Origin of the sequence: Veillonella sp. T11011-6 (assembly GCF_002959755.1) — a bacterium.
In the GTDB taxonomy this organism is placed as follows: domain Bacteria; phylum Bacillota; class Negativicutes; order Veillonellales; family Veillonellaceae; genus Veillonella.
On record NZ_PPCW01000001.1, the window covers coordinates 500,012 to 514,417 of the forward strand.

At 39.7% G+C, this 14,406-nt stretch carries 9 protein-coding genes; 1 reads left to right on the forward strand and 8 read right to left on the reverse strand.

Annotation, left to right across the window (positions count from 1 at the left end; translation table 11 throughout):
• Nucleotides 1-34: 34 nt before the first annotated feature.
• From VRHSUH10_RS02375 to tyrS, 6 genes are all read right to left on the reverse strand, one after another.
• The gene (locus VRHSUH10_RS02375; protein ID WP_105089294.1) at nt 35-1,024 is read right to left on the reverse strand and encodes a deoxyguanosinetriphosphate triphosphohydrolase; all 990 of its coding nucleotides are present in this window, start codon (nt 1,022-1,024) and stop codon (nt 35-37) included.
• A complete protein-coding gene (locus tag VRHSUH10_RS02380; protein ID WP_105089295.1) occupies nt 1,021-1,842 on the reverse strand; it encodes a pyruvate, water dikinase regulatory protein in 822 nt (273 codons plus the stop codon). The genes VRHSUH10_RS02375 and VRHSUH10_RS02380 overlap by 4 nt, the downstream gene beginning before the upstream one ends.
• A 10-nt stretch (nt 1,843-1,852) precedes the next feature.
• Complete coding sequence (locus tag VRHSUH10_RS02385) at nt 1,853-2,482, reverse strand: helix-turn-helix transcriptional regulator (RefSeq protein WP_105089296.1); 630 nt, start codon at nt 2,480-2,482, stop codon at nt 1,853-1,855.
• 98 nt (nt 2,483-2,580) lie between these two features.
• Nucleotides 2,581-4,962, reverse strand: a complete 2,382-nt coding sequence (ppsA, locus tag VRHSUH10_RS02390; RefSeq protein ID WP_105089297.1) for a phosphoenolpyruvate synthase — start codon at nt 4,960-4,962, stop codon at nt 2,581-2,583.
• A 77-nt stretch (nt 4,963-5,039) separates the two neighbouring features.
• Complete coding sequence (locus tag VRHSUH10_RS02395) at nt 5,040-5,681, reverse strand: CoA pyrophosphatase (RefSeq protein WP_105089298.1); 642 nt, start codon at nt 5,679-5,681, stop codon at nt 5,040-5,042.
• A 247-nt stretch (nt 5,682-5,928) separates the two neighbouring features.
• Nucleotides 5,929-7,137 carry a tyrosine--tRNA ligase gene (gene tyrS, locus VRHSUH10_RS02400; RefSeq protein WP_105089299.1) on the reverse strand — a complete coding sequence of 403 codons (1,209 nt, stop codon included), beginning with the start codon at nt 7,135-7,137 and terminating at the stop codon, nt 5,929-5,931.
• 162 nt (nt 7,138-7,299) lie between these two features.
• Here tyrS and VRHSUH10_RS02405 point away from each other — a divergent pair, with 162 nt between their 5' ends.
• The gene (locus VRHSUH10_RS02405) at nt 7,300-9,390 is read left to right on the forward strand and encodes a transglycosylase domain-containing protein (RefSeq protein ID WP_105089300.1); all 2,091 of its coding nucleotides are present in this window, start codon (nt 7,300-7,302) and stop codon (nt 9,388-9,390) included.
• 183 nt (nt 9,391-9,573) lie between these two features.
• Here VRHSUH10_RS02405 and VRHSUH10_RS02410 read toward each other — a convergent pair whose 3' ends face one another.
• Both VRHSUH10_RS02410 and VRHSUH10_RS02415 read right to left on the reverse strand, forming a co-directional pair.
• The gene (locus VRHSUH10_RS02410) at nt 9,574-11,952 is read right to left on the reverse strand and encodes an endonuclease MutS2 (RefSeq protein WP_105089544.1); all 2,379 of its coding nucleotides are present in this window, start codon (nt 11,950-11,952) and stop codon (nt 9,574-9,576) included.
• 13 nt (nt 11,953-11,965) lie between these two features.
• A complete protein-coding gene (locus VRHSUH10_RS02415; protein WP_105089301.1) occupies nt 11,966-14,389 on the reverse strand; it encodes a DUF3656 domain-containing protein in 2,424 nt (807 codons plus the stop codon).
• Nucleotides 14,390-14,406 lie beyond the last annotated feature (17 nt).

Sequence of the window (14,406 nt, forward strand, 5' to 3'; positions counted from 1 at the left end):
TTTTTTGTTATCTATGTACCTATTACTATAAATCTTACAAGGTAATATTTGGAATATAGTACTGTTTAAACAACTTAATAGCATATTGATCAGTTAAGCCTGCCACATAATCTACCACATCACGGGTAGAGTAAAACTCACGATTACTTTCACAGCCCTCCATATCATCAGGATGTTCCATAAAGTGAGTAAATAAGTTTTTCACCACATGAGATGCCTTATTTCGATCAGGAATTAAAGCTGGCGCCAAATAGACATTTTTAAACATAAATTGACGGAATAGATTCATAGTCATTTCGATATCGGAAGACATCGAAATAACCGGCTTATCTAAAGATTCGCGCACCATATCTTCAACCATAGCGGTAATCATGCTAGATGGCGTCATACCGAAGTGTTCTCGCACTTCAAAAGGTAATTCCTCGGCCGTCAACATACCTGCCCGTTGTGCATCATCAAAATCGTGACATAAATAAGCAATGCGGTCAACGATACGAATAATTTGACCTTCTAAGGTAACTGGAATTGTAGCCCCTGTGTGACCTACAATACCATCGCGCACAGCGGTTGTGAGATTAAGGCCTTGATGTTCACCATGCTTTTCTAACACTTCAACCATGCGCAAACTTTGTTCATTATGATTGAAATGACCTACCATATCACGTAACGCATATTCACCGACGTGACCAAATGGTGTATGTCCCACATCATGCCCCATGGCGATTGCTTCTACCAAGTCTTCATTGAGTCGCAATGCACGAGCCACTGTACGACCAATCTGACCCACCTCAAGGGTATGAGTCATACGCGTACGATAATGGTCACCTGGTGCAATATAAACTTGCGTCTTGTGCTTTAACCGTCTAAAACATTTACTGTGAATAATGCGGTCCCGATCTCGTTGAAAGGCAGTTCTAAGTGGATCGGGAGCTTCCTCTATATCACGGATTGCATCACGGCTTTTAGCAGCATAGGGAGAAAGGAGTAAAGCCTCTCTCTCCTCTATTTGTTCCCGTATATTCATTTACCCTCCGATGCGCGGTTACGGTCGATGAGTTGCATAACAAGAGATGCTGTTTCTTCGATAGATTTATTGGAAACATCTAACACTTGGCAATGCAAACGACGCATAATAGCCTTCGCATATTCTAGTTCAGATTGAATACGCTCAATAGAAGCATAATTTGCTTCGTCCTCTAAACCGATGGCGCGTAACCGTTCACTACGAATATTATTTAACTTAAATGGGTCGATAATGAGACCTACAATTTTCTTTGCTGGAATTTTAAATAATTCCTCTGGCAATGGTACCTCTGGCACCAATGGCAAGTTAGCAGCTTTAATTTTTTTGTATGCCAAGAACATAGACAAAGGTGTCTTACTTGTTCTAGATACACCAATGATAACTACGTCAGCCTTTTCAAAGCCAGATGGGTTTTTACCATCATCATATTTCACGGCGAACTCAATAGCTTCAACCTTTTTGAAATATTCTTGGTCTAGTTTATGAACCATACCAGCTGTCATGCGAGGCTTTGTAGATGCTACTGTACCTACTGCATCAAGAACTGGACCCATAATATCTACAGCAGGAATGTTGTATTCTGCTACTTTTTCATGAAGATATTTGCGCAAAGACTCAGATACGATGGTATGACAAATAACATGATTACCACGCTTTGCATCTGCTATAATTTCATCAATTTGGCTTTCACTATCAATATACGGAATGCGAACAATTTCAATTTGTTCCTTATCATATTGACTCGCCGTAGCCCTTGCTACAGCCTCTGCGGTCTCCCCAAGGGAGTCCGATATTGCATAAATAATTTTTTCTGCCATTCTATTAACCTCAATGTATGCTACATTCTAAAAATACTTTTGTTACCGTCGTTTTAGATACGCGGCCTACAACCTTTAGACGTTTCTTGTTTTCCACATCCTCGCGAACGATGACAGGTAAACAATCCACCTCATAATCTATCATCTTCTGAGCAGCCTCTACTAGCGTATCTGTAGGCTCCACAGTTATAACCTTGCTTACAGGGGTCATAATCATAGATATAGGCATGGTGTGCGAATCTGTTTGCCCCATAGAGGCGCGCAACAAGTCCTTACGGGATACGACACCTACTAAATAGGAATCGTCACACACTAAAATAGTCCCTACATCCTCAGTAAATATAGTAACAATCGTGTCATACAAACTTGTATCCCCATTGACTACGACTGCTTGGGATAATACATCACTTACCAGAAATGACTTTAATCGCTCCGCTGTTTGTGTTTCTTTTGAAAGCCCCACATAGTAGTAGCCAACATTAGGGCGTGCATCTAAGACACCTAGCATAGTTAAAACAGACAAATCTGAACGCAATGCAGATCGCGTAACCTCTAAATGTTCAGCAATAGCACTACCTGTAACAGGTCCTTCTTCACGAACGATTTGAGCAATTTGTTCTTGTCGTTTCGACAGTTTCACACGGTAACCCCCTTTCATCTCTGTTTGTATTATATCCTAAGTTACCATTCAGAAAAAGAGGAGACCTACGGGCCTCCTCTTTTACCATAACTATATTATTACCAATTTAGTTCGTCAGATTCTTGACGACCACGACCAGTCATAGCATCGAGCATGATTCGTTGTTCGATTTGAGCCACCATTTTCTTAGTGCTTACAACTGCATCTGGATTAACAGAAATGGAGTCGATACCGCTCTTCACAAGGAATTCGCAAAGTTCAGGGTATACACTTGGTGCTTGGCCACAGATGGATACAGTTTTACCATCTTTATGTGCCACTTCGATAAGATGACGAATCGCTCTACGAACAGCTAGATTTCGTTCATCGTAAATATGTTGAACTGTTTCGTTATCGCGGTCACAACCGAGAACAAGCATTGTCAAATCGTTAGAACCAATGGAATAACCATCTACATATTTATTGAATTGATCAGCTAAGATAATATTTGCTGGAATTTCAGCCATGAGCCAGATTTTGAAATCTTTACCGCGTACAAGGCCTTCTTGAGCCATCAAATTAGTTACAAGTTCAGCTTCCTCTACAGTACGGCAGAATGGAATCATAACTTGTAAGTTTTTGAAGCCAAATTCGTTACGTACTTTTTTAATTGCTTCTAATTCTAATTTGAAAGCAGGTGTGTATTTAGGATCGTAGTAACGAGAAGCGCCACGCCAGCCAAGTAATGCGCTGGATTCATGTGGTTCGTATTTGTCGCCACCTTTAAGGTCACGGTATTCACTAGATTTGAAATCGCTCAAACGAACTACAACTTGGCGAGGAGCTAAAGCTTGGCATACCTTACGCATACCTTCTGCCAATGTATTTACAGCAAAATCACTACGGCCTGTTTCGATAAGGTGCAATGGATGTTCATGGATGAAAGTAGTCCAAATGAACTCTTCACGCATAAGACCGATACCATCGCAAGGCAATACGCCATGTTTTTCAGCCAAGTCAGGATCGCCTAAGTTCATGTAAATCTTAGTACCTGTTACAGGAACAGATTCAGCAACAACACCTGCAGTAGCTTGTGCTTCTGGCTTTTTAACGATATCTTCTAATACGCCATCATATACGATACCATTTGTAGCGTCTACAGTAATCATTTGACCATCTTTAATAGATGTAGTCGCTTCATGGCTACGGCTCTTAGTACCTACGATACATGGAATACCAAGTTCACGGCTAACGATGGACGCATGACAAGTCATACCGCCGGCATCTGTAACAATAGCTTTCGCTTTTTTCATTGCTGGTACCCAGTCAGGAGCTGTCATAGCAGTGACAAGGATTTCACCTTCTTTGAACTCATCAATATCCTCAGGATTGATGATAACATGAGCTTTACCAGCTGCATTACCAGGGGATGCTGGCAAACCTTTTACGATAATATCGCGATTACCTGCATCTAATGTGCTAGGTTTTTCAGATACTTCTGTTTTTTCTTTACGGGACCAAACTGTTTCTGGACGAGCTTGTAAAATCCAAATTCTACCATCTCGTTCATCTACGCCCCATTCCATATCCATGTAGCAACCATAATGTTTTTCGATTGCTTTTGCATATTCAGCAAGCTCTAACACTTGAGCATCTGTAATAACTTGTTGTTTAGCTTCATCTGCTGGAACAACTTCTTCAACACAGTCGCCGTCAGCTTTACGAACTAAACGGATATTTTTGTCATTAATCATGCGGTCTGTAATTTCCATTTTAGCTTTATCTACACGGAAATTATCTGGTGTAACGGTACCTTGTACAACGTATTCACCAAGACCCCAAGAACCTTCGATAAGAATATTGTTATCATTGCCTGTTACAAGGTCAACAGTAAACATTACGCCAGCAGCTTTAGAGAATACCATCATTTGAACAGCTGCACTCAATGCTACTGTCATATGATCGAAACCTTGTTTTACACGGTAATATGTTGCACGGTCTGTGAAAGTAGATGCGTAGCATTCTTTTACTTTTTGAATAATAACATCAGCACCACGTACATTTAAATATGTATCTTGTTGGCCTGCGAAACTTGCATCTGGCAAGTCTTCTGCTGTTGCACTAGAACGAACTGCTACGAATGGATTTTCTTCGTTTACTTTTTTACCAAGTTCTTCATAAGCATGACGGATAGCATCTGCCAATTCTTTAGGCATTTCTTCTTCGCAAATCATGCGGCGAATTTTAGCACATACTTCACGCAATAATGCAGAATTTTCTACATCATCTAATGCATCAAGTTCAGCGCGGATTTTATCTTCTAATCCTGTTGCTTTCATAAACTCACGATAACCATGAGCAGTTGTAGCAAAACCGTAAGGTACAGGTACATTAGTGGAGGATGTCAATTCCCCTAAGGAAGAAGACTTACCACCAACTAAATTAACATCTTCACGTCGTAATTCATCAAACCAAAGTACGTATGCTGTTTCGCGATTCATGTGAGAACCTCCTAGATCAATTAGTGCAACACATTAAACCTTTTACACATAAATAGTATACCTTAATTTACAATCTGTCAATTTTTATGAGGATTATTATGCAAATGTATTTCCTTATATATATCTAAAAAGTTCTTCAGTACTCGCCCCGTTAGTCCCCATATGGTGTAATGTTTATAGGGATAGAAATAGATGGAGTAGTTTTGTCTGATTTTCCAATCAATATTGTAGCCCTCTAATAAATGGAACGGAAAGTCTTTTAAAGGCTTAGTTCCAATGTCTAGATGCCCCACCGTCGGTTCCATGTCTAATAGATATTGTAATGGAACGGTGAATACCTCTCCTACTTCGTCTGGATTTGGTTTCAAATCGTTTGTATGTAGGCGCACGGCTACGGCATATAGTTTGACACCTATTGCAGAAACTAAGCAGTCTAAATTGCCCAGAAGTTCAATTTGATCTAAATCAATACCCAGTTCTTCAGAGCATTCACGTATGGCAGCATGGGCACCGCTTTTATCATTAGGCTCACAATGTCCACCAGGAAAACTGATTTCACCGGGTTGACGGCGTAGCTTATTACTGCGCACAGTAAACACTACATGATCTTCCCCATCGATTTCTAATAATGGTACAGCTACTGCTGCAGTTATAACATCAATATCGGTAAGAACAGTATGTTCACGTTTTGCTAAAAGATTAATTAGTTTCTTATCCATATAGGTTCCTCTTACAAGTTATAGTTTATTTTATACAATATCTGTATAAATCTTTTATGTGTTAAATTTGTATTTTATATTTGTATCTGTATTTATATCTGTACTTATATTTTATATTTATTATATATTAACTTGTAAGCATAATCTGTTGTTTCTAAAATGTACGATATAGCGAATAGAAAATCTTATAATTAAAAATAGTATAGACAAAAAAGTGATGAGATTTTTATCTCATCACTTTTTTATATTAGTTAAATTTAATTTTTACAAATTTACGTTTACCAACTTGAACGATCATGCCGTCTTCAAGGGTAAGGTTTTCTTCTGTATATTTTTCACCATTGACTTTGAAAGCACCAGCTTTAATGGATCGACGTGCTTCACCATTAGAAGCAGTCAAACCAGCATCTGTACAGAATTGTGGTACAAAGATTGGTTCTGTTGGCGCATCCATAGCGTATTCAGGAATATCTGTAGGCAATGCGCGTTGTTGGAATACACGTTTGAATTCCTCTTCTGCCTCAAGAGCAGCCTCTTCACCATGGTACAAACGAACGATGGTACGAGCTAATTGCATTTTAGCGTCACGTGGATGTAATTCACCACTTTCAAGACGTTTTTCCATGTCCTCTTGTTCTTCAATTGGCATATCTGTAACGAGCATGAAGTAGCGCATCATCAATTCATCAGGAATAGACATTGCTTTACCGTACATTTCTTTAGGTTCTTCGTCGATACCGATGTAGTTACCTAAAGATTTACTCATTTTTTGAACACCATCAAGGCCTTCAAGCAATGGCATTGTAATAACAACTTGTGGTTCTTGACCTTCTAATTCTTGTAAATGACGACCCATTAACAAGTTGAAAGTCTGGTCTGTACCACCAAATTCAACGTCAGCATGTAATGCTACAGAATCTTGACCTTGCATCAATGGATACATGAACTCATGAACACCGATTGCACGACCTTCTTTAAAGCGTTTATTGAAATCATCACGTTCCATCATACGCGCTACAGTGTAAGAACTTGCCAAGCGTAAAACATCAGCAAAGTTCATGGATTCAAGCCATTCACTGTTGTCGCGAACGATAGTTTTTTCAGGATCCAACACTTTAAAGATTTGTGTTTTATATGTTTCAGCATTTTTCAATACTTCTTCTTTTGTAAGTGGTGGACGAGTTGCGCTTTTACCAGTAGGATCACCAATACGTGCTGTGAAACCACCGATAACAATCACTACTTGATGACCAAATTCTTGGAACAAACGTAATTTACGAAGTGGTACAGTATGACCCAAATGAATATCTGGCGCTGTTGGGTCCAAACCTAGTTTTACAACTAACGGTTTATTTTCCTTAATGGATTTTTCTATTTTCTTTACAAGATCTTGTTCATTAATTAAATCTGCTACGCCGTGTTTAATTTGGCGTACTTGTTCTTGAGCACTAACCATGATAATCCTCCTCGAAATACTATTGTTTTAGTATACCATTATCTAAAAACTTTCACAATTATATATATAGTATTGGTTTTAAGCCATTTATGATATAATATTTATAACTGCGTAATAGAATTTACGTTATATTTACTAACAAAAGAAAAAAGAGGTGACTCTATGAGTAATAACTCAAATGCGAGAAGCAGCCGCCGTTCTAACGGTAGCGGCTCTACACCGAAGAAAACAAGTCCAAAGCGTCTATTTTGGATTTGTGCCCTTCTCCTTATACTCATCGTAGCCGGAGGTGGCTGTGGTTTTATCAGTGCCACACTGTCTAACCTACCAGATGTATCCAATGTACGTCCTTCCGCATCGTCTCAAATTTACGATGTCCATGGTAATCTCATCACAACGGTTCATTCCACAGAGAATCGATTACCAGTACCTTTAAAAGATGTACCAAAGGATTTACAAAATGCCTTTGTTGCTACTGAGGACTCTCGCTTCTACTCCCATCACGGTATCGACCCAGTTGGTATCTTGCGTGCTGTATGGGTTAACCTTGTTCATAGTGGCGTATCTGAAGGTGGTTCTACTATCACTCAACAGTTAGCGCGTAATGCATTCTTATCTCAAGACAGAACATTTAAACGTAAAATTTCTGAAGCATTACTAGCACTAAAAATTGAACAACATTACACTAAAGATGAAATCCTAGAAATGTACATGAACCAAATTTACTTTGGTCAAGGTGCATACGGTGTACAATCTGCAGCTCATGTGTACTTTGGTAAGGATGCTAGCCAATTAACGCTTGCCCAAGCAGCGCTCATCGCTGGCTTACCACAAAGTCCTAACTACTACTCTCCATTCAATGATTTGGAAGCTAGTAAAAAACGTCAAGCCGTAGTTTTAGGCCAAATGGTTAAATACGGATACATTACACAAGAGCAAGCCGATGAAGCGCGTCAAGCAGATTTAGGCTTAGTGGCAAAACAAGAACAAACGCATGAAAAATCTAATGCGTCTTACTTCATTAACTATGTTATTGCACAAGTTTCTGAAAAATATGGTGATGATGCAATCTATAAAGATGGTTTAAAAATTTATACTACTCTCGATATGGATGCACAAAATGCGGCTGTAGCAGCAATGCAAAACTTGCCTAACTACTACACTGATAGCAATGGTTTACATCAACCACAAGGTGCTATCGTAGCTATGAATCCTCATAATGGTTATATTATGGCTATGGTTGGTGGTCGTGGCGATGATGCATTTAACCGTGCTACACAAGCAGAACGTCAACCAGGTTCCACTATGAAACCATTTGTATATTTAGCAGCTATTCAATCTGGTAAAACTCCTGGTTCTATCGTAGATGACAGCCCTGTTACATTTGGTAGCTGGAGCCCTAAAAACTATGAAAACGACTTCGAAGGTAATATTACATACCGCTACGCATTACAACATTCTCGTAACGTAGCTGCCGTAAAAGTTGCCGATGAAGTAGGTATGTCTAAGATTATTAAACTTGCTAAAGAAATGGGTATCACTACCCTTACAGATCAAGATAACAACTTATCTACAGCACTCGGTGGTTTAACTCATGGTGTTACACCTCTTGAAATGGTACAAGCCTATGGTGTACTCGCTAATGGTGGTATCAAGGTTCAACCTACAGCAATCGTTAAGATTGTAGACCGCAATGGTCAAGTGGTGGAAGAAAACTCCATTCAAGAAAAACGCGTTGTAGATGAAAAAGATGCAGCTATCATCACTAGTATGCTAGAATCCGTTATTAATGGCGGTACTGGTGGTAATGCAGCAATCGGTCGTCCTGCAGCAGGTAAAACAGGTACAACAGATGATTCCAAGGATGCTTGGTTCGTTGGTTATACACCTGATCTTGTAGCTGCCGTTTGGATTGGTGACGACTACGGTTCTGAAACATTACATGGCATTACAGGTGGTACAACACCAGCCATTATGTGGGGTCAATTCATGGCAAATGCTCTTGCCAACACCCCTGCTTCTGACTTCTCTGTTCCTGCTAGCGCACAATCAGCTGTCTCTGAAGGTTATTACAACCCTGCAAAAGCACAGCCTAAAAAAGAAGCCGCTAAGGACGAAAAGGCAGATAAAAAAGACGATAAAGACAAGTCTAAGGATGAAGCTGTAAAAGATGACAGTGGCTCAAAAGATGATGCAACTGAACAGAAATCTAATTCATCCAAAAGTAAAAAGTCTAGTAAAAAAGATCGTTAATCTCATACGCTAAAGGAGCGGAACATGTGTTCCGCTCCTTTCTTTTACGTAAAAAGGTAGTAAGTTCTAAGAACTTACTACCTCTTCTATTTCTATATATGTATATGGCTATACCCCATAACCAATTTGATATACGATAATAATTTACTGTATTATCTATAACTATATCACTATTGTGTAGCTTTATTTCAGAACTACATTGGTAGCTCCTGCACCACCTTCATCATAGCCTGCCGTTTCAAAATGAGCTACATGCGGTAAGGTACGCAAATATTGATGTACACCTTCTCGTAATGCGCCAGTCCCCTTACCGTGAATAATGCGCACTTGATTAACACCACCAAGTAAAGCTTGGTCAATAAATCTACCAACAGAAACTGTCGCTTCATCTACCGTTTGTCCAAGAATATTGATTTCAGTACGAACCTCTTTTTGGCGTTGTACGGCAGAGCCACCCATACGTTTTCTAGTCTTAGGCATAGCTGCTTTTTGTTCCCGTTCAAGCTTATTTCCTTCTTCACGTGTAGTAGATTGTAATTCGCTAACCTTTACAGTAGCTGTTAGTCCATTAATATCTACATTCACACGATTGCCATTGATAGCTAATACGGTACCTAATGAGCGTAAAGATGTAACATATACTGCTTGGCCTACCTTAATAGCATCTGCCGTCAAGGACTTACGATCATCATCTACTGGGGCTTCTGGTACATGTACATTAGAAATGCCCTTACGTGCAGCATTAATAGCAGATTGACGCTTATCCTTATTTGTTTCAGAGAATTGCGATTTCAATTGCTTAATAATCGCTTCCCCTTCGACGCGCAAGCTACGTTTCATAGATTCTGCATCAGCTTGAGCTTTGGCTAAGATTTGTTTACGCTTTTCGTTAAACTGTTTCTTTTCCTTCTCTAATTGACCACGCATGCGACGTGTTTCATCAAGCTCTTTCTTTAACGCTCTTTCCCGTTCAGATGCCTTACGAAGTTGCTCATTCAAATCTGAAAGAACTTCTTCCATTTCATGGCTACCAAATTGAGATTTATACTCTGCCGCGCGCGTTACGATATCTTTTGGTAAACCTAAGCGGGCCGCAATACTCAATGCATGGCTACTACCTGCTACACCAATATGAAGTCGATACGTTGGCTTTAAGGTACGCTCATCAAATTCTACATGGCCGTTTTCGATTCCTTCTGTATGGTATGCATAGTTTTTAAGCTCATTATAATGGGTACTTACCATCATAAGGGCACCTTTTTTACGGAAGAATTCAAGGATAGATACAGCTAAAGCACTACCTTCCTCTGGATCTGTACCAGATCCAAGCTCATCCAGCAATACCAAGTCATTTGGGCCACAATGTTTAATAATGGAAATAACTTGTGTCATATGAGCAGAGAACGTACTAAGGCTAGCCTCAATACTTTGTTCATCCCCAATATCGGCAAAGATATTTTGGAATATAGGCAATATTGAGCCGTGGTCTGCAGGGATAAATAGACCACATTGGTTCATTAAACTCAATAACCCTAATGTTTTAAGGGAGACTGTTTTACCGCCTGTATTAGAACCAGTAATCAATAAAATACGGTACGATGTACCTAATTGAATATTTGTAGGCACTACCACATTCGGTGGGATTAATGGGTGCCGAGCTCTCATGAGATTGACAGTTCTATCAGTACTCAAGATGGCCGGTACACCCTTATAAGAAATAGCAAGGCTCGCCTTACCATATACAAATTCGATATGGGATACCTTTTCACAAGCATCCATCAAATCATTACTATGTTGTTTTACAAGGGCTGATAACTCACGGTAAATACGCAATACCTCTTGCTCTTCACCAATCAACGCCTCTTGTAATTCATTATTTAGATTCACCAAGCGCATCGGTTCAATATATAAGGTTTGACCCGTTGCAGAACGGTCGTGAATAAGACCATCAAAGTATTGGCGATACTCCTGTTTTACAGGGATTACGTAGCGATTATTACGCTGCGTAATAATCGCTTCTTGGAAATACTTTTGATTATCCTTGTCGTGCAAGATAGCTTGAATGTCATTTTTAATCTTTTCACGAGTTTTAATAATCGTATTTCTAAGGCTCGCTAATTTAGGAGATGCTGTATCAAGCAATTCCCCTTTTTCATCAAAAACGCGTTTAAAACGGTTTTCAATGCGATCTGTATTCGGCATATCCTGTACCCATAGGGATAGCAATGGATATTCCATATATTTTGTTCTAAAGAACTTTGTCATCCGCTTATAAGCACCAATGGTCAAGTAAATATCCCACAATGCTTCACGAGTAAGGACAAAGTCTTTGCGACTCTTCTTACAGGACTCACGAATATCTCGTGTACCGCCTAACGGTTGTTCTACCTCAGTTTGCAAAGACCGCATTGCCTCTGCCGTTTCATCAAGGTTCTCTTGAATAGCTTTTGCATCTGTCATAGGTTCGATGTGCATGGCTAATTCTTTAGCAATGGTAGAACTACAATGTTGTTGTAATTGTTCTTTTATATGGTGAAAGTCTAATACATCTTCGTAAAACAATGTACTACCTCTTTTATAAAATACCTCTAAAATAGTGGCCCCTTGTAATAGGTGTATCATCTTTACCTACACTCTTAGGCGGAGCCTCTTTTGTTCCATTTTGAATGGATACATAATCTGCTACGATAGTACGCAAACGATGTGGCGCCATATGTCGACCATCGATGCGCAATATATGTAGCCCTTTTCGATGTAACTCAGGTACATAGGCACGCATATCCATTTCATGACTATTCATGATGTGCATGCGGCAATAAGGATCGGTACGAAGTGGGAACACTTCCCCTTTACGGTCCTTCAATGCATAGTCTTCGCTTACACATGGCATAGGACAGTTTTCCTTTTTACCAGTGCCCACAAAGCTTGCGATGGCACAGTATTCGGAAATCATCATTTCCGTATACCCATGTACCATAATTTCTAATGGCAATTTAGTAGATTTTTGCAAGTTAACTAGTTGCGTCAATGTTAACTCTAAGGATGGTGCTATGCTACTCATATTAAAGTCTTGCCATACTTGTAGTGCTGATCCATTAAATATATTAAGCCCTGTATCAGCCTCAATAGCACCTGTATACCCTAAATCACGAAGCCATAATAACGCTTGTGGCACGTGAATAGAAATGCTATCTGGTTTAGCCTCAACTATGGCCTTAAGAGTATTCATGTACACCTCAACTTCATCGTCTTTCACAACTCGAGGCGTAGCAAATACACAAAGCACATTATGATCTTTACAAAGAGTAGCTACCTTTTCGTAAATACTAAGTTCATAAGGCTTGCGTTGTAAACGGTCACCACCGAAGATAATCTTCTTAGCACCACCTTCAATAGCAGCTTTCTCAGCCTCTAATTCATCAACGCGAACACTCACCATAGGCTCTGTATACTGAATCGTATCCTTAGCTACTAAGGATGACATATCTTGAGGTTCTACGGCAAGTTCTGCCCAAGCTTTTTCATGATCTGTAATTAACAGAGTTTCTAAAGCCTCTACTGCATCGCGACGCAATGCATTCAAAACACTAGCAGGCCACATATATGGACCTTCTGGAATAGACATAGAAGCTAGAGTAAACAATGTATTACCTAATCTACCTACTTGGTCTGTAACCTTCTCTAAGGTAGTCGGTTTATTATTAGCATAAACTGGTTCAAATTCATTAGATACTGTCACAGTACGACCATCATTTAAGACAAAGGTAAGCTCTGTACAAGGCTTTTCTCGGTCTGTATTAATAGATAGGTATCCATGTACCTCTAATTTAGCACTGAAATCTTGTAAACCTCTCTGCTTTTGAGCTTTAGGTGGTGATGCAAGGAATACTTGTCCTGCCGCAAAGCCTTCATCAGGTTTACCTACAAAATGCTTCTCATCAACAATAGACCAATTTTGATCAATTTGGTAGTACGTAATACTACCAGAAGATTGCATAACTTTTAAGAGTGATCCTTTTTCAATCGGTTCCGTTAAATATAAATGAACTTGTCCTTTTTTTACCTCTGCCTTGCCTATTGGTTTCCCCTGATTATTTGGAGCCACCACGGTCATCATGGATTTCCCTACATGATCTGTTAAGTAATCCGTAGAGAAGCCACGGTTAAAGCCTGCAGCCAATGCCTTCGCATCAGCAGCATCCATATGAGCCGTATCTAAAATATGACGATAGGTCCCAATAACTTGACGCACATAGGAAACCTTTTTCATACGTCCTTCGACTTTAAAGGACGTAACACCGGCCGCCACGAGCTCATTCATATGTTCACTATAGTTAAGATCCTTTGGACTTAATAGATAGGCTTCGTGTTTGGGCAACAAGCTAGTACCTGAAGAATCCAACAATTCATAAGGCAAACGGCAAGGTTGTGCACAAGCACCACGGTTACCACTACGACCGCCGATGAAGGAACTCATTAAGCATTGACCAGAATAGCATACGCATAAGGCGCCATGTACAAAGACTTCGATTTCAGCTGTACAGTTTTTACAAATATGTTCGATTTCAGCTAGGCTCAATTCACGAGCTAATACAACTCGCGTAAAGCCGAGGCTTTCATAAAAACGAACCGCATCTAGCGTTGCCGCCGTCATTTGTGTACTACCATGCAAATGTAATTTAGGAGCTACGCGCTGCGCCAATTTTGCAACAGCTAAATCTTGAACGATAATGGCATCAACACCAATACGCTCTAAATCTTTTAAATATTCTTCAAGAGCAGATAATTCAGAATCGCCTATGAGAATATTTACAGTTACATATACGGACACATCTAGAATATGGGCTAATCGAATAGCCTCCGCTAGTTCTTCAATGCCAAAGTTTGCTGCATGAGCACGGGCATTAAAGCCTTTACCACCGAGGTAAATCGCATCTGCTCCAGATTCTAAGGCAGCTATAAAGTTTTCCATCGTACCGGCAGGAGCCAATAATTCCATGGACAATCCTTTCTACC

Bases quoted from the DNA above. Each gene is read 5' to 3' on its own strand.
- VRHSUH10_RS02375 (WP_105089294.1), bottom strand. From the start codon at position 1,024: ATGAATATACGGGAACAAATAGAGGAGAGAGAGGCTTTACTCCTTTCT.
- VRHSUH10_RS02380 (WP_105089295.1), bottom strand. From the start codon at position 1,842: ATGGCAGAAAAAATTATTTATGCAATATCGGACTCCCTTGGGGAGACC.
- ppsA (WP_105089297.1), bottom strand. From the start codon at position 4,962: ATGAATCGCGAAACAGCATACGTACTTTGGTTTGATGAATTACGACGT.
- VRHSUH10_RS02395 (WP_105089298.1), bottom strand. From the start codon at position 5,681: ATGGATAAGAAACTAATTAATCTTTTAGCAAAACGTGAACATACTGTT.
- tyrS (WP_105089299.1), bottom strand. From the start codon at position 7,137: ATGGTTAGTGCTCAAGAACAAGTACGCCAAATTAAACACGGCGTAGCA.
- VRHSUH10_RS02405 (WP_105089300.1), top strand. From the start codon at position 7,300: ATGAGTAATAACTCAAATGCGAGAAGCAGCCGCCGTTCTAACGGTAGC.
- VRHSUH10_RS02415 (WP_105089301.1), bottom strand. From the start codon at position 14,389: ATGGAATTATTGGCTCCTGCCGGTACGATGGAAAACTTTATAGCTGCC.